Source organism: Rhodococcus oxybenzonivorans (assembly GCF_003130705.1).
Lineage (GTDB): Bacteria > Actinomycetota > Actinomycetes > Mycobacteriales > Mycobacteriaceae > Rhodococcus_F > Rhodococcus_F oxybenzonivorans.
Window position 1 is genome coordinate 3125515 of the sequence record NZ_CP021354.1, and the last position, 23602, is coordinate 3149116.

27 protein-coding genes and 2 pseudogenes are annotated in these 23602 nt (G+C 68.1%); 4 read left to right on the plus strand and 25 right to left on the minus strand.

Annotation, left to right across the window (positions count from 1 at the left end):
- Positions 1 to 20: 20 nt before the first annotated feature.
- On the minus strand, positions 21 to 464 hold the full coding sequence (locus CBI38_RS14685; RefSeq protein WP_109329869.1) for a DUF4383 domain-containing protein: 444 nt from the start codon (positions 462 to 464) through the stop codon (positions 21 to 23).
- A gap of 238 nt (positions 465 to 702) precedes the next feature.
- Between CBI38_RS14685 and ctaD the strand changes: the two genes are divergently transcribed.
- Entirely contained in the window at positions 703 to 2466 is a 1764-nt protein-coding gene (gene ctaD / locus CBI38_RS14690; RefSeq protein ID WP_109329871.1) for an aa3-type cytochrome oxidase subunit I, read from the plus strand.
- 50 nt (positions 2467 to 2516) lie between these two features.
- On the opposite strand, the pseudogene CBI38_RS14695 reads toward ctaD, so the two are convergent.
- A pseudogene (locus CBI38_RS14695) lies at positions 2517 to 2741 on the minus strand (MBL fold metallo-hydrolase); the annotation flags it as partial.
- 13 nt (positions 2742 to 2754) lie between these two features.
- A complete protein-coding gene (locus CBI38_RS14700; RefSeq protein WP_109329873.1) occupies positions 2755 to 3183 on the minus strand; it encodes an STAS domain-containing protein in 429 nt (142 codons plus the stop codon).
- Positions 3184 to 3465: 282 nt separating this feature from the next.
- Between CBI38_RS14700 and CBI38_RS14705 the strand changes: the two genes are divergently transcribed.
- Together CBI38_RS14705 and CBI38_RS14710 are read left to right on the plus strand one after the other, a co-directional pair.
- A complete protein-coding gene (locus CBI38_RS14705) occupies positions 3466 to 3897 on the plus strand; it encodes an anti-sigma factor (RefSeq protein WP_109329875.1) in 432 nt (143 codons plus the stop codon).
- A gap of 112 nt (positions 3898 to 4009) precedes the next feature.
- Positions 4010 to 4258 (plus strand): DUF6480 family protein, encoded by a 249-nt coding sequence (locus CBI38_RS14710; RefSeq protein WP_109329877.1) that lies wholly within the window; start codon positions 4010 to 4012, stop codon positions 4256 to 4258.
- Positions 4259 to 4276: 18 nt separating this feature from the next.
- On the opposite strand, the gene CBI38_RS38405 is transcribed toward CBI38_RS14710, so the two are convergent.
- The 15 genes from CBI38_RS38405 to mbp1 form a co-directional block, all read right to left on the minus strand.
- Positions 4277 to 4426 (minus strand): hypothetical protein, encoded by a 150-nt coding sequence (locus tag CBI38_RS38405; RefSeq protein ID WP_204164929.1) that lies wholly within the window; start codon positions 4424 to 4426, stop codon positions 4277 to 4279.
- A gap of 73 nt (positions 4427 to 4499) precedes the next feature.
- Positions 4500 to 5564, minus strand: a complete 1065-nt coding sequence (locus tag CBI38_RS14715) for an NAD-dependent epimerase/dehydratase family protein (protein WP_109329879.1) — start codon at positions 5562 to 5564, stop codon at positions 4500 to 4502.
- A 42-nt stretch (positions 5565 to 5606) separates the two neighbouring features.
- The gene (locus CBI38_RS14720; protein WP_109329881.1) at positions 5607 to 6641 is read right to left on the minus strand and encodes an NAD-dependent epimerase/dehydratase family protein; all 1035 of its coding nucleotides are present in this window, start codon (positions 6639 to 6641) and stop codon (positions 5607 to 5609) included.
- Positions 6632 to 7951, minus strand: a complete 1320-nt coding sequence (locus tag CBI38_RS14725; RefSeq protein WP_109329883.1) for a UDP-glucose dehydrogenase family protein — start codon at positions 7949 to 7951, stop codon at positions 6632 to 6634. The genes CBI38_RS14720 and CBI38_RS14725 overlap by 10 nt, the downstream gene beginning before the upstream one ends.
- Entirely contained in the window at positions 7944 to 8927 is a 984-nt protein-coding gene (locus CBI38_RS14730; protein ID WP_335743623.1) for a glycosyltransferase family 9 protein, read from the minus strand. The genes CBI38_RS14725 and CBI38_RS14730 overlap by 8 nt, the downstream gene beginning before the upstream one ends.
- Positions 8897 to 9601 carry an SDR family oxidoreductase gene (locus CBI38_RS14735; RefSeq protein WP_109329885.1) on the minus strand — a complete coding sequence of 235 codons (705 nt, stop codon included), beginning with the start codon at positions 9599 to 9601 and terminating at the stop codon, positions 8897 to 8899. The genes CBI38_RS14730 and CBI38_RS14735 overlap by 31 nt, the downstream gene beginning before the upstream one ends.
- Before the next feature lie 27 nt (positions 9602 to 9628).
- Positions 9629 to 11059, minus strand: coding sequence for a PfkB family carbohydrate kinase (locus CBI38_RS14740; protein ID WP_109329887.1), 1431 nt, complete (start codon positions 11057 to 11059; stop codon positions 9629 to 9631).
- On the minus strand, positions 11056 to 11568 hold the full coding sequence (locus tag CBI38_RS14745) for a D-sedoheptulose-7-phosphate isomerase (RefSeq protein WP_109335090.1): 513 nt from the start codon (positions 11566 to 11568) through the stop codon (positions 11056 to 11058). The genes CBI38_RS14740 and CBI38_RS14745 overlap by 4 nt, the downstream gene beginning before the upstream one ends.
- A gap of 83 nt (positions 11569 to 11651) precedes the next feature.
- Complete coding sequence (locus tag CBI38_RS14750; protein ID WP_109329889.1) at positions 11652 to 12695, minus strand: glycosyltransferase family 9 protein; 1044 nt, start codon at positions 12693 to 12695, stop codon at positions 11652 to 11654.
- Complete coding sequence (locus tag CBI38_RS14755; protein WP_109329891.1) at positions 12692 to 14272, minus strand: HAD-IIIA family hydrolase; 1581 nt, start codon at positions 14270 to 14272, stop codon at positions 12692 to 12694. The genes CBI38_RS14750 and CBI38_RS14755 overlap by 4 nt, the downstream gene beginning before the upstream one ends.
- 8 nt (positions 14273 to 14280) lie before the next feature.
- Positions 14281 to 15921 carry a carbamoyltransferase family protein gene (locus CBI38_RS14760; protein ID WP_109329893.1) on the minus strand — a complete coding sequence of 547 codons (1641 nt, stop codon included), beginning with the start codon at positions 15919 to 15921 and terminating at the stop codon, positions 14281 to 14283.
- 119 nt (positions 15922 to 16040) lie between these two features.
- Positions 16041 to 16991, minus strand: coding sequence for a UDP-glucuronic acid decarboxylase family protein (locus CBI38_RS14765; RefSeq protein ID WP_109329895.1), 951 nt, complete (start codon positions 16989 to 16991; stop codon positions 16041 to 16043).
- A gap of 23 nt (positions 16992 to 17014) precedes the next feature.
- Complete coding sequence (locus CBI38_RS14770; RefSeq protein ID WP_109335091.1) at positions 17015 to 18229, minus strand: glycosyltransferase; 1215 nt, start codon at positions 18227 to 18229, stop codon at positions 17015 to 17017.
- Between the two features lie 43 nt (positions 18230 to 18272).
- Positions 18273 to 19244, minus strand: coding sequence for a glycosyltransferase (locus CBI38_RS14775; protein WP_109329897.1), 972 nt, complete (start codon positions 19242 to 19244; stop codon positions 18273 to 18275).
- Positions 19245 to 19375: 131 nt separating this feature from the next.
- Positions 19376 to 19618 carry a microaggregate-binding protein 1 gene (gene mbp1, locus CBI38_RS14780; protein ID WP_109329899.1) on the minus strand — a complete coding sequence of 81 codons (243 nt, stop codon included), beginning with the start codon at positions 19616 to 19618 and terminating at the stop codon, positions 19376 to 19378.
- A gap of 216 nt (positions 19619 to 19834) precedes the next feature.
- Here mbp1 and CBI38_RS14785 point away from each other — a divergent pair, with 216 nt between their 5' ends.
- Complete coding sequence (locus tag CBI38_RS14785) at positions 19835 to 20662, plus strand: SDR family NAD(P)-dependent oxidoreductase (protein ID WP_109329901.1); 828 nt, start codon at positions 19835 to 19837, stop codon at positions 20660 to 20662.
- A 26-nt stretch (positions 20663 to 20688) separates the two neighbouring features.
- On the opposite strand, the pseudogene CBI38_RS14790 reads toward CBI38_RS14785, so the two are convergent.
- The 7 genes and pseudogenes from CBI38_RS14790 to CBI38_RS14815 form a co-directional block, all read right to left on the minus strand.
- Positions 20689 to 21266, minus strand: a pseudogene (locus tag CBI38_RS14790) (sigma factor).
- The gene (locus CBI38_RS14795; RefSeq protein ID WP_109329903.1) at positions 21263 to 21841 is read right to left on the minus strand and encodes a carboxymuconolactone decarboxylase family protein; all 579 of its coding nucleotides are present in this window, start codon (positions 21839 to 21841) and stop codon (positions 21263 to 21265) included. The pseudogene CBI38_RS14790 and the gene CBI38_RS14795 overlap by 4 nt, the downstream one beginning before the upstream one ends.
- A 134-nt stretch (positions 21842 to 21975) precedes the next feature.
- Positions 21976 to 22299 (minus strand): hypothetical protein, encoded by a 324-nt coding sequence (locus CBI38_RS14800; RefSeq protein WP_109329905.1) that lies wholly within the window; start codon positions 22297 to 22299, stop codon positions 21976 to 21978.
- Between the two features lie 60 nt (positions 22300 to 22359).
- Positions 22360 to 22509 (minus strand): hypothetical protein, encoded by a 150-nt coding sequence (locus CBI38_RS38410; RefSeq protein ID WP_201453577.1) that lies wholly within the window; start codon positions 22507 to 22509, stop codon positions 22360 to 22362.
- 27 nt (positions 22510 to 22536) lie between these two features.
- Positions 22537 to 22788: a hypothetical protein gene (locus CBI38_RS14805; RefSeq protein WP_109329906.1), complete on the minus strand. Its 252-nt coding sequence runs from the start codon at positions 22786 to 22788 to the stop codon at positions 22537 to 22539.
- Positions 22785 to 23243 (minus strand): phage holin family protein, encoded by a 459-nt coding sequence (locus CBI38_RS14810; RefSeq protein ID WP_109329908.1) that lies wholly within the window; start codon positions 23241 to 23243, stop codon positions 22785 to 22787. The genes CBI38_RS14805 and CBI38_RS14810 overlap by 4 nt, the downstream gene beginning before the upstream one ends.
- A gap of 79 nt (positions 23244 to 23322) precedes the next feature.
- The gene (locus CBI38_RS14815; RefSeq protein WP_109329910.1) at positions 23323 to 23565 is read right to left on the minus strand and encodes a DUF3072 domain-containing protein; all 243 of its coding nucleotides are present in this window, start codon (positions 23563 to 23565) and stop codon (positions 23323 to 23325) included.
- Between the last annotated feature and the right edge of the window lie 37 nt (positions 23566 to 23602).

The window sequence follows — 23602 nt, forward strand, 5'->3', positions numbered from 1 at the left end:
GGATAACCCGCAGGCTGGGGTTACCGCGGGGGGACCGCAGTGGTGTGTCCGGTCGACCTCAGACGGGGAAGGAGGAGGCCGAGTGCGATCATGCCGACACCCAGGGCGAAATGCAGCCAGTTGTCCGCAGTGTTCACCGGGACGAAGTTGGCTGCGCTGTCCTGGTCGATGAGGAGGCCGTAAATCCACAGGACCAGGTAGATCACGCCGCCGCCGACAAGGAAGGCCTTCGCCGTGTTGGCGGCGCGCGCCATGACAATGCCTGCGACGCCGAACAAAAGGTGCACGACGTTGTGCAGAATCGACACCTCGAAGATGCCCAGCAGCATGGCGTGCGACTCGTGCCCGGCGACGGACATCGTGTCGTAGTCGGTGGTCACGCCAGGGATGAACCCGAGAATGCCCACCAAGAGGAATACCGCTCCGACCACCAGCGCCGCAATCTGTACGGGTGTGGCGGTCATCGAGCTTCGGGTTGAGGTCGGTCGTGTCATCGCCCTACTCCTTCGGGTGCGTTACCGGTAGTTCGCGGTCTACCCGCCGTGTACCTCCCCGCCATCACCTCAAACAGGGAATTCCGAATGATTTTGTCGCGTCTTCCTCGCACGCCGCGAGGGGTGGCCGCCACCGACCGCAATTCCTGCAGACCTGTGAGGATGGGGTTTACGCTGTAGTCCAATAGTGTCGACCGTGGAGTTGGACATGACGGCAACTGGTGTGCGCCCGATCGAAGCCCGCAGGCCCTATCCGCCGCGTTATCGCCGCAAGGGGTCGTTCATCTACGACATGATCTCGACGACGGACCCGAAGACGCTGGGTTTGATGTATCTGGTCACGGCCTTCGGGTTCTTCCTCGCCGGCGGATTGATGGCCATGCTGATTCGCGCCGAGCTCGCGGTGCCCGGCCTGCAGTTCTTGTCGAACGAGCAGTACAACCAGCTGTTCACCATGCACGGCACGATCATGCTGCTGCTGTACGCGACCCCGATCGTCTTCGGCTTCGCCAACTACATCCTGCCGCTGCAGATCGGCGCACCCGATGTGGCCTTTCCCCGGCTGAATGCCTTCTCGTACTGGGCCTTCCTCTTCGGCGGCCTCATCGCCTTCGCGGGGTTCATCACCCCCGGTGGCGCCGCGGACTTCGGCTGGACCGCGTATTCGCCGTTGACCTCCGCCATCCACTCTCCCGGGCTCGGGGCGGACCTGTGGATCATGGGCCTCGCGCTGTCCGGGCTCGGCACCATCCTCGGCGGCGTCAACATGATCACCACGGTGATCTGCCTACGATGCCCCGGGATGACCATGTTCCGCATGCCGATCTTCACCTGGAATATCTTCATCACCAGCATCCTTGTGCTGCTTGCCTTCCCGATCCTCACCGCCGCACTCATGGGGCTGGCCGCAGACCGGCATCTCGGAGCCCACGTCTTCGACCCCGCCACGGGCGGCACGATCTTGTGGCAGCACCTGTTCTGGTTCTTCGGGCACCCCGAGGTGTACATCGTCGCGCTGCCGTTCTTCGGCATCGTGACCGAGATTTTCCCCGTCTTCAGCCGCAAGCCGATCTTCGGCTACAACGGCCTGGTCTTCGCGACCATGGCCATCGCGGCCCTGTCGATCGCGGTGTGGGCGCACCACATGTACGCCACGGGCGCGGTGCTCCTGCCGTTCTTCTCCTTCATGACCTTCCTGATCGCGGTGCCCACCGGGGTGAAATTCTTCAACTGGATCGGCACCATGTGGAAGGGGCAGTTGACCTTCGAGTCGCCGATGCTCTTCGCCGTCGGCTTCATCATCACGTTCCTCTTCGGTGGTCTCACCGGCGTCATCCTCGCCAGCCCGCCGCTCGACTTCCACGTCACCGACAGCTACTTCGTGGTGGCCCATTTCCATTACGTGCTGTTCGGCACCATCGTGTTCGCCACCTACGCCGGTATCTACTTCTGGTTCCCGAAGATGACCGGGCGGATGATGGACGAACGCCTCGGCAAGTGGCACTTCTGGACCACGTTCATCGGCTTCCACGGAACCTTTCTCGTGCAGCACTGGCTCGGGGCCGAAGGTATGCCGCGCCGGTACGCCGACTACCTACCGCCGGACGGGTTCACCACGCTGAACATGATTTCCACGGTCTTCGCTTTCGTTCTGGGGATCTCCACGCTGCCGTTCCTGTGGAATGTCTTCAAGAGCTACCGGTACGGCGAGGTCGTCACCGTCGACGACCCGTGGGGTTACGGCAACTCGCTCGAGTGGGCCACCACCTGCCCGCCGCCGCGGCACAACTTCATCGAGATTCCGCGGGTGCGCTCCGAGCGTCCCGCGTTCGAGCTGCACTACCCGCACATGGTCGAGACGATGCGGGCCGAAGCGCACATCGGCCCGGGCGGCCACAAGCAGACGGCCGTCGACGTCGAAGACACCGCCCAGCGTTCGGAGGAGCCGGGAGGACCGGCAGGGGACCGGTGAGGCTCCACGGTGTCGAGGGCGAGGGACGGCGATCAGATGGTCACGGTCTCGCGGGCGGTGCGGTCCCAATGGTCGCCGTGCATGTGGGACAGGACGATCACATCGAGGGGCGGTAACTCGTCGATCCGCAAGGCCGGGTCCTTCAGGCGCCGCGACACCAGGCCGTAACCGAGATAAGCGTGCTGGTGCAGAAAATTGGGGTTGGTGAGCACGGTGATCGGGCCATAGCCGAGGAGAACGGTTGCGTTCCCCACGAAGGTCAGCGAGACAGTCATCGCTGATCGGTCGTCACGCGTGCCCGCGAGCATCTATCCAGTCGAGAGCCTTGCGTACGGAGTCGCAGGCGGGGATCTTCGTGTCGAGTCCGGTGGCCTGAATGGGACGCAGCACCGCCCGGTTGCCGGCAAGCGCCCAGGTCATGTGCCGCTGCCGCGCGGATTCGGCGAACGTCGAGAGCACCGACAGCGCTGACGTTCCGACGAAGTCGACACCGGTCATGTCGATGACGAGCGCGGCGTCGTCCTGCGCGAGGTCGGCCAGCGCCAACGCGAACGACGGTGCGGCAAGCACGTCGATGTCACCCGAGATTCGGCCGATCGTGACGCCCCCGGTCGCGGCCGCTTCGACCGCGACACCGATTTCGTGGTCGTGCGCGAGGCGCGATCCCCGGTCGCAGTGCGGTGCGGCCACGGCGCTGACGCTGCGTGAAGATTTCATGACCCTCCGATCGCATGCAATCTGTGGGCGTCCGTGCGCGTCTTTCGTTCCCTGGCACGGACACACCAAGCGCAAGCGTCGGTGGTCCGACGCCACGTACAGGGCGCACAACCCCCGTCCATTACGCATCCTGCGGCGTCCGGACTGCGTGCGGCTGTGTTCTCAACCACGCGCGATCAACACTACGTCCACGCACGGCACGCTTTCAACCGATTGGCGGTTCCGATCGCTGGGTACGCTGCGCGAAGATCCACGCACCTGCGACCGAAATGTGGAGTGCAGATGGCCGAGATCGGCGAATTCGGGAAGCTTCGAGCGGCGCCGGGTGCACCTGTCGAATTACGGGTGACGGCCGAGTTCGATCAGCTTCCGGTGATCAGGGCGGTAGCCGAAACCCTCGCTGTCCTCGCTGATTTCGGTGCCGACGAGGTAGCGGACATCAAACTCGCGGTCGATGAGATCGCCTCCGAGCTGATCGGCGCCGTGATCTCCGATGTGGATCTGACGTGTTCGTTCGTGACCTCGGATTCCGCGCTGGCCGTCACGGTGGCGGCCAGAATTCCGGCGGGCAACGTGCCGGACCGCGGGGCCTTCGGGTGGCGAGTCGTGGAGACGGTGACCGACGGCGTGACGGTCACCGAGAGTGAGCTCGATTCGGCGGCACCGGAACGGCAGGTGGCCGTCGAATTCGTCAAACATCGCGAACCGCAATGAGCGCCGGGCGGGGCGCTGTCCTCGTGTGGACGGTGCGCGGGCGGGTACTCGGCGAGGATACGCGCGGCTCGTGCTCGCGAAATGTCGAATCAGGACAGGGAGGATCGTCGCCATGACCGCTCAACCCCCGGATCCGGACCCGGCCGAGACCCCCAATCTCGAACCGGGGGGTGGCGTCAGCCCCGGTTCGACCCCACCTGATGCGGCGCAGACCTCGGGGACGTCGTTCTCCGAGCCCCGAACCGGCAGACATTTTCCGCCTACGGGCATCGCGACAATGGTGGCAGTCGGTGCAATCGCCGCTGTGTTCCTGGCAATTGCCGTTCTGCTGATTCTCGACCTCGCCGGCGTGTTCGACTGAGCAGGAACGACACCCGCGTCAGCTCGGGTCGTCGTCCTCGCCCTCGGCCTGATCCGGTTGATGTGTGCCGGACAGCAGATTTTCGGGGTCCGAATCCGGGTCTTCCGCCGGGTCGTAGGGCTTTTCGGACTCACTGCTCGTGCCTGGCGTTCCCGCGTCTTTCGTCATGGCAACTACCCGGTCCTTTCCTTGTTACTCGCGCAGGCGTCGTCACTCGCGCACGGCGTCGCGATGTCCATGGTCATGGCCGCTGCCCGATTCCGGTCGCGAATTCCCGGAGCCGACCACCTACCGTGTCCCCGTGCAGGGGTGGCGTGGGCAATCCGGCACCATCGCGCAATCCGCCCAGAAATTCCTCGAGGGTTTCCCGGGGCGTGTAGCGCGGCTGCCACCCCAACTCCGTCCGAGCTCGGGTCGTGTCCATGATCGGCAGCTGCAGAACGGTGTCGAGGAGTCCGGGTGAGGCGGGCACCGCGTGCGTGTGCCACGCCGCCCACAGGGCACCGCGGACCGCGGGCCGCGGAATGGGAATCTGACGGGCCCCGAAAAGTTCGGCGAGGTAGGCGCCGTCCACGGGCGGGTCCGCCGCAAGGTTGAAGGCACCGCGCACCGGCCTGAGTACCGCCTGGACGTATGCCGCAGCCACATCGGTGGTGTGCAGAATCTGCGCACGCAGATCCTCGACGAGGGGAACGGCCGGGATGAGCCCGCCCCGGACCAGCCGGCCGGCCAGCAGGGGCCCGACGAACAACCGACGCTGCGCGGTGGCCGACTCCCGCTTGAAGATGAAGCCGGGACGCATCCGCACCACCCGCATATCCGGGTTGCTCAGCTCGTACGCGTCCAGCCACCGCTCCAGATACGCCTTCTCACGCGGGTAGGCGGCGCCGGGCCAGCCGTGGGTGGGCCAGTCCTCGGCGACGCCGGTGTCGGACGGCCCCGGCGAATACGCCGCAACCGAAGAGGCGTACACGAGGGCAGGTACCCGTTCCTCGGCCACGGCCTCGAACACACGGATGGCACCGAGGACGTTGTTTTCGAAGGTGACCTCCGGCTTGTGGGTGGGCTGGAACAACCAGGCGAGGTGGATGACGGCGTCGGCGCCGCGCACGATCGGCCGGAAGTCGTCGACGCGGGAATCGGCGAATATCCACCGTGTCTTCAAGCAGGTCCAGTCGGTGTGCCTGCGCGCTACGCCGACGATCTCCTCGACCGACGGCTCCTCGCTCAACGCCTCGACGATGCTCGTTCCGACATTGCCGGTGGCCCCGACGACGACGACCTTCAGCCGCTGCTGCTCGCTCATGGCAGCCGAATACCCACCGAACGCACTCGTAATCGGCGAGGGTCACCGGGTCCCGTCGAACGGCGAGCGGCGGCGCAGCACCGGACTGTCTCCGGCATCGCCGCCGATGACGCCCCGTACCGCCGCGTCGAGCGTGTCCTGCGCCGAATACCGGGGGGCCCACTGAAGTTCGCGGCGGGCCCTGGCCGAATCGAGCAGGGGAACCGAATAGGCCAGATCGATCCACCCGCGGTGGACAGGTTGGAGGTGGGCTCGCCACGTCACGTCGACGAGAAGCGTCAACAGAGGGCGCGGCACGTGCACGGGGCGGGCGTGGAGCGCCGCACCGAAGTCGTCCGTGCCCAGCGGGGGATCGACCGACAGATTGAACGCCCCGGTGGCCCGCGCGAACACCATTCGAGCCAGGGCGTCGGCAACATCGTCGGCGTGGACGGCCGGGATCGCCAGCGAGCGGTCCACCGGGAGCAGCGGAAGATATTTCAGAACGCCCGCCGGAATGCCCCGCGGCAGGGTGTAACGGCCGAGTTCGCTGCCTGCTGCCTGCTGGCCGATGAATCCCGGTCGTACGCGGGTGACGGCCACCGAGGAATTCTTTTCGAAGTCGTCGAGTCCCGCCTCGGCGGCGGCCTTGTCGACGCTGTACACCGAGCCCGGCACACCGCCGCGGGGTGCGGACTCGTCGACCGTCCGTCCGGGGGCCGGTGAATACACCGCCCCGGACGACATATGGATCAGATGCGCGACACCGGCGGCCTCGGCTGCGGCCGCCACCGCCAGGGTGCCGTCCACGCCGACGCGTCGGAGATAGTTCCGGTCGTGGGTGGGCTGGAACGCCCACACGAGGTGGATCACCGCGTCGGCGCCCTCGAAGATGGGCCGCAACAGGTCGATCGCATCGGGGTGCGCCACGTCGATCGCGTGCCACTGCAGCCCGTCGTACGGCGGGACCTGCGCGGGAGGTCGTCGTGCGAGCCCCACCAGCTCGAGGTTCTGGTCGAGGTGCTCGGACCCGCCTCGGAGCCGGTTGAGCAGGGAGGTGCCGACGTTACCGGTCGCCCCCGTGATGATCAGCCGCATCGCTGTGCCTCGCCGTCCCCGAGTCCGTTCGACACGAGCTGAAAGCCGGAATCTCTCATCACCGCGGGGTCCAAGAGGTTTCGCGTGTCGACGATCGCCTTACGCTGGGCGAGTGTGCCGACGAGGTCCCAGTCGAGGGTTCGGAAGTCACTCCATTCGGTCAGAAGGACCAGCACCGCCGCGTCTTTCGCTACCAAGTAGGGGTCGTCGACCACCTGCACACCCGGGATCGCCGGGGAGTCCGGCGACACACCGGGATCGTAGGCGGTGAGCACGGCTCCTTCAGCGGACAGCGCGGCTGCGACGGTCAGCGCCGGCGAGTCGCGGACGTCGCAGGTGTCGGCTTTGAACGCCAGGCCCAGCAGCCCGATGCGTACCCCTTCAAGGGAGCCGCCTGCTTCGATCCCGGCGGCCTGCCGCGCCTTGGCGACCACCCGGTGCGCCTGCGCGGCATTCGTCTCGAGCGCCGCACGCAGCAAGGGAAACGACACGCCCCCGCGTTCCGCGCTCGCCAGCAAGGCGTGGGTGTCCTTGGGAAGGCACGATCCTCCCCAGCCGGGCCCGGGGTTCAGGAAGCTGGCCCCGATCCGGTGGTCGGCGCCCATGGCCCGTCCGATGTCGCGGATGTCGGCGGCGAAGTGATCACACAGCTCGGCGAGGGTGTTCGCATAGGACAACTTGAGTGCGAGGAACGCGTTACTCGCATACTTGGCGAGTTCGGCGCTGGCCGGATCCATCCGCAGCACCGGCGCCTCGACGCCGGCGTAGAGGTCGACGACGCGTTGCCCGGCGTCCGCGTCCGAGGCGCCGACGACGATGCGGTCGGGGTTCAGGAAGTCATGCACCGCATGGCTTTCCCGCAGAAACTCCGGATTGCTCACCACGGTGATCCCATGGGGTTCGAGGCGTTCGCCGATGCGGATGGTGGTGCCCACCGGCACAGTCGATTTGGTCACCACGATACTGCCGGGTGCGAGCAGTGCCGCCAGTTCGGTAACCACGGCGTCGACGGAAGAGAGATCGGCGGCGCCGTCCTCACCCATGGGGGTGGGCACGCACACGAATACGGTGTCACACAACGCGAGTCCGGTCCGGTCGGTGGTGATGTGCAGGCGTTCCGATGCCACACCCTGCGTGACGAGCCGTTCGAGTTCCGGCTCGAGGAAGGGCAGCTCACCACTGCGCAGGACATCGACGCGGTGCGCGTCGATGTCCACCAGGGTGACTCGGTGTCCCAGATGGTAAAAGCCTGCGCCGCTGGTCAATCCCACGTAGCCGGCGCCCACGACGCCGACGTGCCGGTCAGACATCCAGCCCTCCTTCCATCGCGTGCTTCTCTGCACATACCTCGCCCACGGCGCCCAGCACGTCCTCGACGGTGATCGCCGCGAGCCCGGGGTCGAGACTGCTCCCGTGCGGGTCACCGCGCCGTCCGGACCACAGGCACGCGTGCTGCGGGCGGCGAGGCGGTCCCCAGTGTGCGGGTGAGACCGGACCGAACAGGATCACCGACGGAGCGCGAAACGCGGTGGCCAGGTGCGCGATCCCGGTGTCGCCGCACAGGACCAGTCGCGCATCGGCGACCACTGCCGCGGTCCCGCGCAGCGACATCTCGCCCGCCAGGACGGCACCCGGCGGCAGTCCGGCGGAATCGGCGACCGCTTCCGCGAGGGGCCGCTCACCTGCACTGCCCGTGACGACGACGCGATGCCCCCGGTCGGCGAGGACGCGGGCCACCGCTCCGAAACGGTCCACCGGCCAGCGGCGGGCTGGGGATGCCGCCCCGGGATGTATGACGACCGCGCCGGGTGCGGCGGACGCCTCCGGTGGCGGGGTGAGATCGAGAGCCTCTGCATTACAAGGGATTCCGAACCATTCGAGGAGGGAACACCACCGCTGCACCTCGTGCTGGTCCGCCACCCATTCCGGCCCAGGGAGGTCCGGGTAGTCGGCGTGCCGGTAGGTCAGGGTGCGGGGCGGATTCTGGCGCAGCAGATCCGCGATGCTCTCCGGGCCGCGCCCGTGGAGATTGACCGCCAGGTCGAGCTTTCCGCCGCGGAAGTCGAGGGCGCCGAGACCGGCGGTCGGAACGAGTTCGTCGACCGCGCCGATCAACTCCACCAGTGGCGCCAATCCCGCGGGGGCCGCGAGCGCAAGCCGCCGGTCCGGACAGGACCGGCGGAGCCCGCGCAGAGCGGGCACCGCGGTCAGGAGGTCACCGATGCCGAGCGCGCGCAGGACGAGGACGGTCGGCGTCAGGGCCATGAGCTCTCGGTCGACGAGCACACGACCATCTCTCGAACCTCACATCCGGGGGGCTGGCTCAGGGCGAACAGCACCGTGTTCGCGACGTGCGCCGGATCGTTCAGCTTGGCATCCGCCGGCGGCTTGTACTGCTCGTCGCGGCCGTCGAAGAAGGGAGTGGTCATGCCGCCGGGAATCAGCAGCGTGACGCCTACCTCGCCCGCGGTCTCGGCGGCGAGAGCCCGGGTGAATCCCACGACACCGAATTTGGCCGCGCAGTAGGCGGTGGCATCGCTGACCGCTTTGATCCCCAAGGTGGATGCACAGGTCACCACCGTTCCGCGGGATTCCTTCAGGTGCGGCAGCGCCGCACGAACCACCGCCACCGTGCCCAGGAGATTGACGTGCACCACGCGCTCCCAGTCCTTGGTGGGGACGGTGTCGAGCCGGCCGCAACTGTCGATACCGGCGGCCGTGAACACGCCGTCCAGCCGCCCGCCCGCCCTCTCGACGAGGTCGTGCACGGCCTGTTCCGCCGCACCGGAGTCGGCGAGGTCGGCGATGACGTACTCGACGTCACCCTCCGGCGCCACCCGGTCGATCACGAGCGGCCTACCGCCGCGCTCCCGCACGGCGCGGACCGTCGCCGCGCCCAGACCGGACGCACCACCGGTGACGAGTACGGTACCGATCTGATCGTTGCTGGCTGTTGTCATCAGGGCTCCTTTCGAGAGTTGAGGCCGTCACCGCGGCCCGGGGTAGTTGCGGCCGTCACGGGGGTCGGCTCGAGTTGCCGCCCGGGCCGTCGCGAGCATCCGGGTCGTCGAGTAGCCGTCGACGACCCGCACGAACACCACGTCACCGCCGTGCCGCCGCACCACCTCCGCTTCCGGAATTTCCTTGTCTGCGTAGTCGTCGCCCTTCACCCACACATCCGGGCGCAGGCGTTCGAGGATTTCGGCGGGCGAGGACTCGTCGAAGATCACCACGGAGTCGACCGAACCGAGTTCGGACAACACCCGCGCGCGGTCCTCGGCGCGTACGAGGGGGCGGTCGGCGCCCTTCATGCGGCGCACCGAGTCGTCCGAATTGAGGCAGACGATCAGCGCATCACCGAGCATGCGGGCCTGCTGAAGCAGGCTCACGTGCCCGCGGTGCAGCAGGTCGAAACAGCCGCCGGTTGCCACCAGCCGTCCACCGTTCCGGCGCACGCGAACGGCGAACTCGTACGGGTCGGTGTGAGCGTCGCCGCCGCCGAGGGCAGGCGCCTGCGTGGAGGAACACACCGAGACCGCGGAGGCCCCGCCGAGGCCGACGAAGCGGGCGGCCGATTCGACCGCCGCGGTCACCGCCTGCTCGACCGAAGCCCCGTCCAGAAGTGCGGTGGCCGCCGCACTGGCGAAGCGATCTCCGGCGCCGCACGTGTCGGGCCTGCTCGCCGCGGCGAGTCGAGCCGATTCGGGGACGGCGATCATTCCGCTCGTGCCGGACGACCGGGTGGCGAGTGCTGCCCCGGCGGCTCCGACCGTGACCGCCACCGCGTCGCTGTCCCACCGCACGGTCAGCCCGGCGGCCCGGTCGAGTGGTCCACGCGCCTCGGGTTCGGCTCGGGTGGCCTCCGCGTCGTTGGGTGTGATCAGCCGGGCACCCGGCACCGGTGCCGAGCCGCGGGGATGGGGATCCCACACCACCGGAACGTGCGCAGCGCGTTCGGCGACGAGCGCCCGGATCTCGGGGTGGTTCGCCATTCCGCGTCCGTAATCCGACACGAGGATGGCACCCGCACCGGTGATGGCCTCCCGCACCTGCACTCCCAACGGCTGGGTTGTCGCGATCCCGCCGCCGGAATCGAGGCGGACCAGGGACTGACCTCCCGCGCGGACCCGGGTCTTGCAGACCGTGGTGCCGACGAGGGGCACCGCGACGACCTCGACACCGGAGCCGAGCAGATTCGTGAGCCGGTCGGCGTCGGTATCGGTGCCGAGGGCGGTGACGAGCACGACCTGCCCGGTGGATCTGGCTGCGAGGAGTGCGGCGAGGCCGGCGCCGCCGGGCCGTTCCCACCGCCGCTCCACGTCGACGACGGGCACCGGCGCCTCCGGGCACAACCTGTCCGCGCTACCTTCGATGTCGACGTCGAGCAGGGTGTCGCCGATCACCACGAGCGGCGTCACGAGGTGACTCCCAGTTCGGCGTCGAGGGCGGCGCACAGCACATGCACCAGCGCAAGATGCATCTCCTGCACCGTCGCCACCGAGGGCGCTTCCACCGCGATGGCGTCATCGCACAGTGCGGCAAGGGGATTCGGTGCCGGACCAGTCAGTGCCCAGGTGGTCACGCCGATGTCGTGGGCTGCCTTGGCGGCGGCCACCACGTTGGGACTGGTTCCGCTGGTGGACAGAAGGACGAGGACGTCGCCGCGCCGTCCGTGCGCCCGGACCTGCCGGGCGAACAGCTCTTCGACGCCGTAGTCGTTGAGAATGGCGGTGGCGGCCGAGGTTTCGGCGTGCAGGGCGATGGCCGACAACGGCCGGCGTTCGTCGCGGAAACGGCCGACCAGTTCACCCGTCAGATGCTGCGCCTCAGCGGCGCTGCCTCCGTTCCCGCATGCCAGTAGCCGCCCATCGGCCGCGAAGATCTCGGCGAGGCGGCGGCCCCAGCGGGCGATCGTCGGTGCGCACATTCGGTTACGTGCCAGCGCATCACTGAGTTCCGCGAAATGCTCGACCGTGAACGTCCGGTCGTCTTCCGCTTTGTGGTGGTCGATCACGGCGTACCTCCTCCGTCGGTGCGGACATCCGGGTGCGCGGTCAACTGCTCGATGGCCGCGAGAACCTCCTCGGTGGTGACAGTGTCGAGACAGGGATGACCGGGCACGGGGCACTCGCGCGCCCGCGTCCCGGCGCAGGGTGCGTTCGCGCGCCCCAGAAGCCGGTGCGGAACCCCGTAGGGTGCCCACCTGTCGGGGGGCACCACCGGTGCGAAGAGGGACACCACCGGCGTGCCCACGGCCGCGGCGAGGTGCGCCGGCCCGGTGTTCGGGGCCACCAGCACCCGTGCGCCGGCGAGGATCGCGGCCATCTCGAACATGTCGGTCGCGCCGCCCAGGTCGGTGGCCCAGTCCCCGGCGACGTCGCGGGTGAGATCCCGTTCCCCAGGTGTCCCGGTGACCAGTACGCGAAGACCCGCCGCCACCAGCCCGCGGACCAGGTCGCGGCTCCGATCCACGGTCATCCGGCGGGCGGGGACCGCCGCCCCGGGATGGACGACGATGTACGGGGTGTCCCCGGTGACGGTGGATACGTCGGGCAGGGGTCGCCGAACCTCGAGCCGGCCACGGTCACCGGCCGGCAGCGCGTACCCCGCGGCGGTGGCCAGCGACAGCGCCCGCTCGGCCTCGGGCGGGTCGCCGCCGACTTGATGGCGCAGGTCGAGCAGTGCCCCGGGGTAGTCCTCGCTGATCGCCCCGATCCAGGGCACCGCGGCCATCCGGAGTACGAGGGCGAGGGGGAGCGGTGACTGGTGGAACGAGGTGAGGATCAGCGCGCGGTCGAGTTCGAGTGTCTCGACCTGTTTGATCAGTTGGTGCACCGATTCGGCGGTGACGGGGGAGTGCTCGAAGTCGACCCACGGCGCCTGCCACTCGATGATGTCGTCGACGCCGGGCAGCAGTTCCGCCGCCGCACGGCCGCGGGGGCCGACCAGCATGGTGACGCGGGCGCTCGACTGCGCCACGGCCCGAACCGCCGGACCGGCGAGCAGGACGTCGCCGGCGCTGTCCAACCGGGCCACCAACGCGTTCCCCGTCATCGCCGATCTCCCATCGCCAGAGCGACCGCGGCCACGAGAGTCGGTGCCACCGCTGCCTTGCGGTGCGCGGCCGCCACCTCCTCGGGCAGTGTCCGCGTCGTCGGGACGAGGACCGCACGCGCACCGGCGGTCAGGGCGGCGTCGACGTCCGCTCCGGTGTCGCCGATCAGCACGCAGCGGCGTACATCCACCCCCAGTTCCTCCGCTGCCCGCCGGACCATCGTGGGATGGGGTTTGCGGCATTCGCAGCCGTCGGCGGCGTCGTGCGGGCACACCTGCCAGGTGTCGAACGGGCCGAGAACCTCCTCGACCCGCGAATTGACCGCGACCAGCCGCTCCGGTGAGATCAAGCCCTTCGCGACGCCCGACTGGTTGCTGATCACGCCGATCGGGACCCCGTGTGCGCGCAACCGCCCGAGAAGTTCGACCGCACCGGGAACGGGCCGCACGAGGTCGGGGTCCGAAAGATAGGGCACGTCGACGATGATCGTGTCGTCTCGATCGAACAGGACGGCGGCCGGACGTTCCCGCTCGGTCCGGCGCACCTGAAACTCCCCGCGTAGTCGCCACCCGCACGCGACGGGGGGAATCAGGGCGCTGGTGAAAGCCATCCGGAATACCTCGCGGGGAGTACGCGGTCCGGGAAGGATCCGGCGCACCGCGAAGTCGACGGTGCTGCCGGCCCAGAGTGCACCGGCGACCACTGCCGCCTGCCGCTTGCCGGCCAGGCCCAGCGCCAGGGCCAGGCCGCCGGCCGAGGTCGCGAGGACGTGTCCCCGCATGCGTCCGGGACCCTCGCCGATCTCGTGTCGCCAGTGCGGGCCGAACTTGCGGCGCATCAGGGCGTTATCCGCATTGCAGGCCTGCGCCCGCACACTCGTGAACATGGTCCCGCGTCCCGGCGGATGCGTGGTGACGCGGGCTCCGTCGACGATGCGGTACCCCGCGCGAATCACGCGCAGCGCCAGGTCGGCGTCTTCCCGGAAGGCGCGGGGAAAACGCTCGTCGAAGCCACCGACGGCCTGGAGCGCGGACCGGCGATACGCCATGTCTGCGGTGATCCATCGGGCACCGGCCAGGGCCGCGGTCCTGCGTTCGTCGTCATCAGGCGGGCGGGACGTCGGGAGCGGCACCACGATGCGTGCCTGCGACGCTCCGACCGGGTCGTCCGCCGCGGCCGTCTCGGCCTCCTTCAGGTCGGCGACGAGGTCGTCGAACCAGGTGGGCGCCACCATCACGTCGTCATCGAGGAATGCGATCCAGGGGCTCGACGCCGCCCGCCAGCCGACGTTGCGGGCGGCCGCCGGACCGCGGCCTCCCGAGGTGAGGAGCCGCACGGGCAGATAGCCGGTAGGCACTTGGAGTGGGCCGTGGTCGCCGGGACGGTCGTCGACCACCACGATCTCGTGCGGCCGCGCACCCGTGGCGGAGGCGAGCGCCCCGAGGAGACGGTCGAGACTCGGCCGGCCCACCGTCGGGATCACGACCGAGTAGGCGACTGCACTCTCTCCTGGTGCAGTGTCTCCAGGTGTGCTGCCTTCGACTGCGCTGGGTCCGCGCCGATCGTCCTCGCTCATGACCGGGGTCATCGACCGGTCACCGACGGCCGCGTCACCACGAAGGGCCCGATCGCCAGGAGGTCGACGGGGGCCGAACCGAAACACTCGAGCGCGTCGCGAGGGCTGTCGACCATCGGCCGGCCTGCGGTGTTGAGGCTGGTGTTCACGACGACCGGCAGGCCCGTGAGCTTCGCGAACTCGGTCAGCATGCGCGCGACCAGTGGCTCCGCCCCCTCGTCGACGGTCTGGATGCGCGCGGTGCCGTCCACGTGGGTGACCGCCGGGATCTGGTCCCGCCACGCGGGGTGCACGTCGTGCACGAACAGCATGTAGGGGCTCGGTATCGGCCCGCGGCTGAAGATGTCGGCGGCGCGATCCGCCGCGACCATCGGCGCCACCGGCCGGAACTGTTCCCGGCCCTTGACGTCGTTGAGTCGTTCGAGGTTCTCGGCGCGGCCGGGGTGGGCCAGGAGGGATCGGTGCCCGAGGGCCCGGGGACCGAATTCGGCGCGTCCCTGAAACCAGGCGACGATCTTGTCGTCGGCCAGCGCCTCGGCCACGACGGCCGCGACATCGTCCGGTTCCGTGAACGGGACCTTCGCCGCGACGAGGGCTCCCCGGATTTCCTCGTCGGAGAATCCGCGGCCGAGGGCGGCGCCCGTCCACCGGGACGGCGGTTCACTCGCCTCGGCGGCGATGCTGAGCGCGGCGCCGAGTGCGGTCCCGGAATCTCCTGCGGCGGGCTGTATCCACACCTGTTCGAACGGACTGTCGGTGTGGATGCGGGTGTTGGCAACACAATTGAGGGCGATACCGCCGGCCAGGGCCAGTTGGGTGGCATTGGTGCGCCGGTGCAGCCACGAACACAACTCCAGCAGAACCTCTTCGAGGCGGGTCTGAATGGAGCACGCGAGATCGGCGTGTTCGGGGGCGAATTCGCAGTTCGGGGCGCGGCGGGGAGCAAGCATGTCCCAGTCGATCGGCAGGGTCCGGAATCCGCCGTCGTCGGTGGTGAAGACCCGTTCGCGAAGGTACTCGAGATGGCGGGGTTTGCCGTACGACGCGAGCGCCATCACTTTGTACTCGTCGCTCGAGCGCGCGAACCCGAGGTGCTCCGTCAGGAACTCGTACATCAATCCGAGTGAGTGCGGAAGCTGTTGCATGGCAAGGATATCCAACTTCCGGTCGCGGTACTCACCGGCGAGCATCGAGGTACTCTCACCGCGGCCGTCGAGGGTGAGGACGGCCCCGTCGCCGAAGGGGGCGACGAGCCCGGCGGACGCCGCGTGCGCGACATGGTGCCGCACGAACTGCACCTTGTCGGGGTCGAGGCCGGGTAATGCGGTGGCGAGAAAGCGTGGCGCGCGACGCGCATACGTGGTGCGCAGCTCTTCCCACCCGGAATCGAGGCCGTCGAGGCTGTGGTCGACGAGTTCTGGGTCGTACGAGTAACCCACGGCGTCGAGGTCCTGCGGACGCAGCCCACCGACCTCGAGACACCACCTTGCTGCCTGCTCGGGTAATTCCCAGGTGGAGAAGGGTACCGGCCGCTTCCCGTGCTTTCGCCGGGAGAAGCGTTCCTCCTCAGCGGCGGCCACGATCTGCCCGTCGACGACGAGCGCGGCCGCGGAATCGTGGAAGACGGCGTTGATGCCCAGGATCCGCATAGCGCCTCTCTCGTTGTGCTCGATTCGGATGTCCAACGTGGCACGGAACGGTGTCGCCCGATTTGGGTGGCGAATACCCTCGGGAAGTCACCATAAACACCTATAGGTGATTTACCCGTTCACGCCGCGGCGGAGTGCTCCGTGACCCATCGGACCGTGCGGCGCAGCCCCTCGTCGGCGCCGACGCGCGGTGCCCACCCGAGCGCGGTCCGCGCGCGGGTGATATCCGGACATCGCTGCTGGGGATCGTCCTGAGCAGCAGGTATGTGCACGATCGGCGATCTGCTGCCGGTGAGGTCGAGGATGCGTTCCGCCACTGACAGGACCGTCATCTCGTCCGGATTCCCGATGTTGACCGGACCCCGCTCCCCGGATTCGGCGAGCGCGCACAGGCCGGCGACGGTGTCGGCGACGAAACAGATCGACCGCGTCTGTTGTCCCGTCCCCGCCACGGTGATCGGTTCGCCGCGCAAGGCTTGACCGAGGAAGGTGGGGATCATGCGCCCGTCGGCGTCGCGCATCCTCGGCCCGTAGGTGTTGAAGATTCGCGCGATAGCGATATCGCAGAGCCCCGCACGGCCGTACGCCGCGCACAGCGCCTCCGCGTACCGCTTGGCCTCGTCGTAAACGCTGCGCGGACCCACCGGGTTGACATTTCCCCAATAGCTCTCGCGCTGGGGATGTTCCAGTGGATCGCCGTACACCTCACTCGTCGAGGCGAGGAGGAACCGGGCCCCCTGCGCCACCGTCAGATCGAGTCCGTTCTTCGTACCGTGCGACCCGGCCAGCAGGGTTTGCACCGGTAGGCGTTGATAGTCGACCGGCGACGCCGGCGACGCGAGGTGGAAGACGACGTCGACCGAACCGACGTCGGGAAACGGTTCGCTCACGTCGTGGTCGACGTACTCGAACAGGGGGGAGTCGCGCAGTGCCTGCACGTTGGCCGGAGTGCCGGTCGACCCGTTGTCCATGCAGCACACCGCTGTACCCGACCGGATCAGTTCCTCACACAGGTGAGAACCGACGAAGCCGGCGCCACCGGTGACCAATGCGCGTTCGAATCGTGTCATGAGCGTGTGGCCCCGGGTTCCGGTTATCGCGCGACGACGGAACCGGCGCCCTGCTCGGACGGGTTGATGCGCTGATAGGCCCGCACCGTGTCCGAGGCGATCCGATCCCAGGAGTACCGGGAGCGGGCCCGGTCGTGACCGGAGGCACCGAATGCGGCGCGCGCCGAGTCGTCGGCCAGCAGGCGTCGTAGCGCCGCTGCCAGCGCATCGGGATCCCGTGGGGGCACCAGCCGACCCGTTCCGCCGTCGACCACCGTGTCCAGCATGCCGCCCACCGCGGCGGCGACGACGGGAACGCCGCAGGCCATGGCCTCGACGGGAACGATGCCGAACGGCTCGTACCACGGCGTGCACACCACGGCGTCGGCCGAGCGCAGCAGGGCGGGCATCCGTTCCCGGCTGATCTGGCCGGGCATCAGGACGCGATCCCGCACCCCGAGCTCGTCGGCGAGGTGGAGCAGCCGGGCGGCTTCGGGGTCCTCGGCGCGGCAACCGTGCGCGGGACCGCCTGCGATCACCAGCTCCACGTCGGGCAGCTGGGGGAGGGCGGCGATGGCAACGTCGAACCCTTTCCTAGGCACCAGTCGTCCCACGGTGACGAGCCGGTGACGTGCCCGCGTCGGTTCCACCGGGCCGGTGGGGGTGAACAAGTCGAGGTCCACCCCGCACGGCACAACGGAAACACTCGAACGGCGAAGACCCATCCGCACCAGTTCGAACACCTCGTCCGAGCAGGTGGCCACGATGCGGTCGGCGGCTTTCGCGAGATCGAGCTCGAGCCGAATCCTGTCGTGCGGGCTGGTGTCGGCATCACCCTGATAGCGACGTTTCACCACGCCCAGCGCATGAAATGTCTGCACCGTGGGCACGCCGAGGGGGCGGGCAGCGGACTGGGTGGCGAGTCCGGACATCCAGAAGTGGGCGTGGGCGACATCCGGTCGGTCCGCGGCCCAGACGCCGAGCAGGTAGACCCCGAAATCGTCCATCCACGGCAGCAGGTCGTCCTTCGGGAGAACCCGGGGCGGGCCCGCGGGCACATGAATTACCCGATAACCGGCGGGAGTCGGGACCTCGTCGGGCAGCGTGGTCGAATCGCGACGGGTGTACACGGTCACTTCGTGTCCCATCCTGACCAGGCCGGCCGACAGTTCGGAGACATGCACGTTCTGCCCGCCGGCGTCAACGCCACCGAGAGCGGCAAGGGGACTGGCGTGTTCGGACACCATCGCGATTTTCATCATCCTCCGTCCCGGCTCGCGCCGTTTATGTTGTGCGGGTGTTCTATTCGGAAGTCTCGGCCAAGAGTTCGTCCCACCGATCGAGGAAGGTGCCCAACCCGAAGTTCTGGAGGGCGAAGTCGCGCGCCGCCTTCCCGTACAACTCGGCCCGGTCCGGTTCGTGCACCAAATCGGCGACGGCGCGTGCGAGTACGGAGACATCGGCGGCGATGACTCCGGCCTCCGGCGGAACCGAAGTCGGCACCTCCGTCGATGCCACCGCCACCACAGGCATTCCGAGGTGCATCGCCTCGACGAGCGCCAGCCCGAGCGAAGTCCAGCGCGCCGTGTGCACGAACACGCGCCGCCGCGCGACCTCACGGTGCAGTTCGGCGGTGAGCAGATCGCCACATCCACGCACGCGACCTTCCGATCCGGGCGGAGTCCAAGTGTCCGTTCCGATTCCGAACACGTCTACCGGCGCCGCCGCCGCGAGGGTCGGCAGCAGATCGCTGCCGGTCACCCGCCACCGTCGCTGCGGTTCGTTGATCATGGTCGCGGCCCTCGGTAGTTCACCGGTGTAGAGGTGTCCCGGGTCGACGATTCCGTGGGAGATCACGTGCGTGCGCGCAGAACCGTTGTCCCACATCAGGTTATTGAAATGGGTGACGTGAACGATCGGTATGTCGGACTGGCCGGCGAGTGGATGCGGGGTGGTGGCGGCCCCGGCGGCGGGGGTGTTGTGTTCGAGATACAGTGCGGGAACGTTGCGTCCGGGCTGCCGCCCGAGCCATTCCTGCGCGAGTTCGAGTTCGTGTGGGCGCTGCAGGACCACGACGTCGACATTCGATCGGCGCAGCTCCTCGGGAGAAACCTCGCGGGCAGATTCCGGCCAGGGGCGACCGCAGCGGCCACGTCCCCAGTCCCCACCCTCCGGCAGGGTCGGGATGAGGTACCGGTGGCGGCCCTGAACGAAAGCCGTGGTCCACGCACCGTGTACGTGCCACAGCACGATGTCGAGTTCGCGCTTCGGCATGCGTAGAGAGTGTCCCGAAGAAGGAGAAGTAAACCGACCACCCCGGGAATGGGCGCCGCGTGGGGCGTCCCGACGCACGACTGCCGGCCCCGTGGCTCGTCGGCCCGGGGCCTACGGTCGTACTGCTCGTCCTATTTACCCTGCTCGGCGCGCTGCCGGGCTTCTTCGGCCGCCGCCTCGCCGCGTGCCTTCTCGGCTGCTGCTTCCTTCTCCGCGACTTCGCGCTGAGCCTCGGCCTTGTCCTGCTGCGCCTGCCCTTCGCGAGTCATGCCGTCGTTGCCGGTCACAGCTCCCGCTGCTTCCTTCGCTTTGCCCTTGACGTCTTCGACGACACCCTTGACACCCTCGGCCGGACCTGACTTGTCGTCTGCCACTGAGATGCACCTCCTGGTCGGTGGACACGCGCACGGACAATCCCCGCACACACGGTCCGACTACCCGGGCGCCGTAGCGGCTAAACGACGGCGATCCCTTCGGCGTGTGCTGCGTATTCGGTTCCCACTGAGGGGGACACCGCGCGTCCGGGGCCCGCTCCGCTTCTTATTCTCGGCCGAGAGTAGAACCGCCCACCTCTGGTTAGGGGATTCACCGTGACAGATTCGGACATGCGCAGGAACTCGGTGGCGGTCGTCACGGGTGCGGGCAGTGGGATCGGAGCAGGACTCGCCAGGACGGCGAGGCGGCGCGGTATGCGGCTGGTACTCGCCGACGTCGACGCCGCGGCCGTGCACGACCTTGCCGCAGAACTGGGCGGCGATACCATCGCCGTTCCCACCGACGTCGCGGATCAGGGGGCCGTGGACGCCCTCGCCGACGCCGCCTTCGAGACTTTCGGGCGAGTCGATCTACTGTTCAACAATGCGGGCATCATGCGGGCCGGGTTCATCTGGCAACTCGGTGAATCCGAGTGGGACACCGTGCTGGGCGTCAACGTGAGAGGCGTCGTCAACGGAATCCGAGCGTTCGTCCCCAGAATGATCGACCAGGACGGCACCAGTCGCGTGGTGAACACCGCCTCCGTCGGCGGATTCGCACCCGGACCGATGATGTCGCCGTACAGCGCGTCGAAGTTCGCTGTGGTTGCCCTGACCGAATGCCTGCAGATGGAACTGGCGATGGTCGAAGCCCCGGTGTCCGCGAGCGTCCTCGCGCCCGGACCGGTGGACACCTCGGTGTTCGAGGATCCCTTCGGCCGGGTGTCGCACCCCGCAGTCGAGCGGATGGTCACGCAGATGCGGGAACTACTCACCACGCACGGCCTCGACACGGACACCTTCGCCGATCGCGTCTTCGACGGCATCGATCGCGGCGACTTCTGGCTCGCACCGCAGGGGGACCACCTCGACGAGATGGTCAGAGAACACACCGCCGGCATCCTCGAACGTCGAGAACCCTCGATACGGGGCTCTTTTCGATGATCGCGCCCCGTCTCCAGCCGGGACGGTCACCGCCGCAATTCCGCCACCTTGTCCAACCATCCCAGCTTGTGCGGTTTGCGGATGGCGTAGATCCGGGTGATCCGGCCGTCCTCGACCACGAGACTCACCGCAGTGGGAGAGCCACCGATGTCCATTCGGGTGCCGGGCATCCCGTTGAACCACGCGGTGGTCGCCGTGAGACCGGGGACCACCGCGGCGCGGGCCAGGAAGGCCGCCACCCTCTCGGCTCCGGTGATCGGCTTGCGGGCCGACGCCACCAGCCCGCCGCCATCGGCAATCACCACCACGTCCGCGGCCAGCACCTCCATCAGTGCCTGCACGTCGCCGGTCGAGACGGCGCCCAGGAACCTGGCGACGGCTTCCTGCTGCTGGCGACGGGACACCGATCGGAGCCGGTTCAACGCTTGCCGGGTGACCATCCGCACCAGGTAGGCCCGCGGATCGGAATCTCGACCTGCTCGACGTCGGCCCACCGCCGCCAGGTCTCCTGGACGACGTCCTCGGCCTCGGCGGCGGAGCCGAGCATCTCGTACGCGACGGTGAAGAGCAGGCTGCGGTGGGTGACGAACGGGTCGTCGGTCATGTCGTCGAACGGACTGCGAGCGGCTTCAGATCACATGCAGCCGCGAGCCCCTGTGATTCGATGCCGAATGCGACGTTGGTGCGGGTCATGAAATTCGCCAGCGCGATGAACGCGGTGAGCTCCACGAGGGCGGGGGCACCGAGCTGCTCGAGCAGGCGCGCCGACATGTCTTCGGTCACCGTCGGCGGGGTCTGGCTCATTGCTTCGGCGTACTCCAGAACTTCCCGCTCGAGCGGGGTGAACACGTCCGACTCGCGCCACCGCGGCACCTCCCGCGCCTTGGTCAGGTCGAGCCCGTCGTTGTGCGCCTGGAAGTATCCGTAGTCCAGGCAGAAGCTGCAGCCGATAAGACTAGCGACCGCCATGTGGGCGAACGACTTCAGGTTCTTGTCACACCGATTCCACTTCTGTGCCTGACGACCGACGCTGAAGCTGAAGTTCAGCACCTTCTTGTTGTGCCACGCCACCTCGACCGGCTCGGCCACGTCGCCGAGCATCTTGCGGGACATCCGTTTGACCACCGCGCCGTAGACGCCGGTCAGCTCGGCCTTGGGGATTCTGGTATTTCCGGCCATGACTCCTCCTCCGACTTATGTGCTGTCGGCATGAAGACACCGGCCACCCATCGAATGTGACACCCGAGCCGAAAATGCTTGCCGACCGGGGGAGGGGAAATCCTCCGGGCAGCCGATAGGGGATACAGCCCGGATCAATGACCTTCCTGGTCGGTGAGCGATTCTCCGTCGAGGGCCTTGACTCGCTTGCGCTCGAGGAGCACGAGTGTGGCGCCGCCGATGAGGCACACCACACAGATGATGGTGCCGATCACGGCCCAGCCCTCGAAACCGTAACCTGCTCCGACCAGTGTCGCCCCGAGCGCAGCGATTCCGGCGGCGATCAGGAAATACCCCGGCCAGTTGCGACTGTCGGTGATCGCTTCCCCGGCGTGTCCGCGGATGGTCCGCGCGTCGTCCTGGGGACGCTCGTTCTCTGAGGGACCTTTCCCGGCCCCGGTGTCCGGCTGATACGTCACTGCCGACCTCCTGTGCTCATGTGACCTCGTCTATACGGACGATCCGGTGACGCACCCGGCTCATTCGTCGGGGTCATCGGATCCCGCCGATTCCTCGGCCAACTCGGGCGCGTTCTCCCGGGTAGCCATGCCACCGTCCTTGCCCTGATCTGCAGGACCGGGCCGGCCACCCTTGGGTGTGTCCCGGTCGTCGTTCGTGTCCTTCTGCATCTGAAATACGCTCCTAGGGTGGAGATCTCAGTGGGCGTTCCGTCGCCGCCGTACCACCAGCAGCACGAGGAGAAGGGAAGCGACGACGCCGACCGCTGCCACGCGTTGCGGTTGCTGCTTCAGCGTCTCGATGTCGTGGCGTGCGTGCGCCTTGGCCCGAGAGCCGATATCGATTTTCTTGTGCAGAGCATCGACGGTGGCCGCCAGTTCCGCCCGCTGCTGCTCGACCGGGGGGCTCGGCGTGGTGACCTCGCCATTCGGCTGCTGCGCCTCGGTCATCGGAAGCCCTCCTTGACCGTGTCGACGTCCGCCCGGACGCTGCGGGTGGTCTGCTCCGGAACGGGAGGCAACGCGTTCTTCGCGCGACGACCGCCGACGGCCGCGGTGATCGACCCTGCGATGATCAGCACGGCGGCCACGATCAGGGCGGCGATCCACGGTTCGAGGGCTGTGGAGAGTCCGAGCACTGCGGTGGCAACGAGCGTCGCCAAGCCGAACAACAGCAGCAGAAGGCCCGCTCCCGACACGCCGACGCCGATACCGACACGCGTGCCTTTTTCCTTGACCTCCGTCAGGGCAGAACTCACTTCGGTGCGGACGAGTTGCGACACCTGCTCAGTGAGCCGCTCGACGAGCTGCACGGTCGACAGATCGTCGACGTTGTCCGAGCGGCCCGCCGGGGTGGAACCGGGCGACCCGGTCCGATGCGCATCACTGCGATGGATGTCCGTCATGTCACTGCTCCTTTCGTACTCGAACGCCTACCCGGCTGCCGACAGCACGAAACGCCGAGGCCAGCGCGCGCCGGCGGTCTCACGTGTCCGAGGAGTTCTCGCCGCGGGCGCCTCGCCCCGACCGTTGCTGCATGTCGTCGATCAGTTTCGATGCGGTGACCTTGGTCAGGTCGTCGGGAACGGTCTCACCCAACTCTTGGGCGAGAGTGTGCAGGTAGGACCGTTGTGGCCCGGTCATCGGTTCGTCTCCGGTGATCCAGTCGTCCGGATCCTTCTCGGGGGTCGGCGACGGATCCGGTCCGGAGGATTGAGAGTCGGCCATGCCATTCCTGTCTGCTCGTTCGGTTCGGTTCGGGATT

Coding starts and splice junctions, on each gene's coding strand:
- CBI38_RS14685 (WP_109329869.1), bottom strand. CDS start 464: ATGACCGCCACACCCGTACAGATTGCGGCGCTGGTGGTCGGAGCGGTA.
- ctaD (WP_109329871.1), top strand. CDS start 703: ATGACGGCAACTGGTGTGCGCCCGATCGAAGCCCGCAGGCCCTATCCG.
- CBI38_RS14700 (WP_109329873.1), bottom strand. CDS start 3,183: ATGAAATCTTCACGCAGCGTCAGCGCCGTGGCCGCACCGCACTGCGAC.
- CBI38_RS14705 (WP_109329875.1), top strand. CDS start 3,466: ATGGCCGAGATCGGCGAATTCGGGAAGCTTCGAGCGGCGCCGGGTGCA.
- CBI38_RS14710 (WP_109329877.1), top strand. CDS start 4,010: ATGACCGCTCAACCCCCGGATCCGGACCCGGCCGAGACCCCCAATCTC.
- CBI38_RS38405 (WP_204164929.1), bottom strand. CDS start 4,426: ATGACGAAAGACGCGGGAACGCCAGGCACGAGCAGTGAGTCCGAAAAG.
- CBI38_RS14715 (WP_109329879.1), bottom strand. CDS start 5,564: ATGAGCGAGCAGCAGCGGCTGAAGGTCGTCGTCGTCGGGGCCACCGGC.
- CBI38_RS14720 (WP_109329881.1), bottom strand. CDS start 6,641: ATGCGGCTGATCATCACGGGGGCGACCGGTAACGTCGGCACCTCCCTG.
- CBI38_RS14725 (WP_109329883.1), bottom strand. CDS start 7,951: ATGTCTGACCGGCACGTCGGCGTCGTGGGCGCCGGCTACGTGGGATTG.
- CBI38_RS14735 (WP_109329885.1), bottom strand. CDS start 9,601: ATGACAACAGCCAGCAACGATCAGATCGGTACCGTACTCGTCACCGGT.
- CBI38_RS14745 (WP_109335090.1), bottom strand. CDS start 11,568: ATGTGCGCACCGACGATCGCCCGCTGGGGCCGCCGCCTCGCCGAGATC.
- CBI38_RS14750 (WP_109329889.1), bottom strand. CDS start 12,695: ATGACGGGGAACGCGTTGGTGGCCCGGTTGGACAGCGCCGGCGACGTC.
- CBI38_RS14755 (WP_109329891.1), bottom strand. CDS start 14,272: ATGAGCGAGGACGATCGGCGCGGACCCAGCGCAGTCGAAGGCAGCACA.
- CBI38_RS14760 (WP_109329893.1), bottom strand. CDS start 15,921: ATGCGGATCCTGGGCATCAACGCCGTCTTCCACGATTCCGCGGCCGCG.
- CBI38_RS14765 (WP_109329895.1), bottom strand. CDS start 16,991: ATGACACGATTCGAACGCGCATTGGTCACCGGTGGCGCCGGCTTCGTC.
- CBI38_RS14770 (WP_109335091.1), bottom strand. CDS start 18,229: ATGAAAATCGCGATGGTGTCCGAACACGCCAGTCCCCTTGCCGCTCTC.
- CBI38_RS14775 (WP_109329897.1), bottom strand. CDS start 19,244: ATGCCGAAGCGCGAACTCGACATCGTGCTGTGGCACGTACACGGTGCG.
- CBI38_RS14795 (WP_109329903.1), bottom strand. CDS start 21,841: ATGGCCGGAAATACCAGAATCCCCAAGGCCGAGCTGACCGGCGTCTAC.
- CBI38_RS38410 (WP_201453577.1), bottom strand. CDS start 22,509: ATGCAGAAGGACACGAACGACGACCGGGACACACCCAAGGGTGGCCGG.
- CBI38_RS14805 (WP_109329906.1), bottom strand. CDS start 22,788: ATGACCGAGGCGCAGCAGCCGAATGGCGAGGTCACCACGCCGAGCCCC.
- CBI38_RS14810 (WP_109329908.1), bottom strand. CDS start 23,243: ATGACGGACATCCATCGCAGTGATGCGCATCGGACCGGGTCGCCCGGT.
- CBI38_RS14815 (WP_109329910.1), bottom strand. CDS start 23,565: ATGGCCGACTCTCAATCCTCCGGACCGGATCCGTCGCCGACCCCCGAG.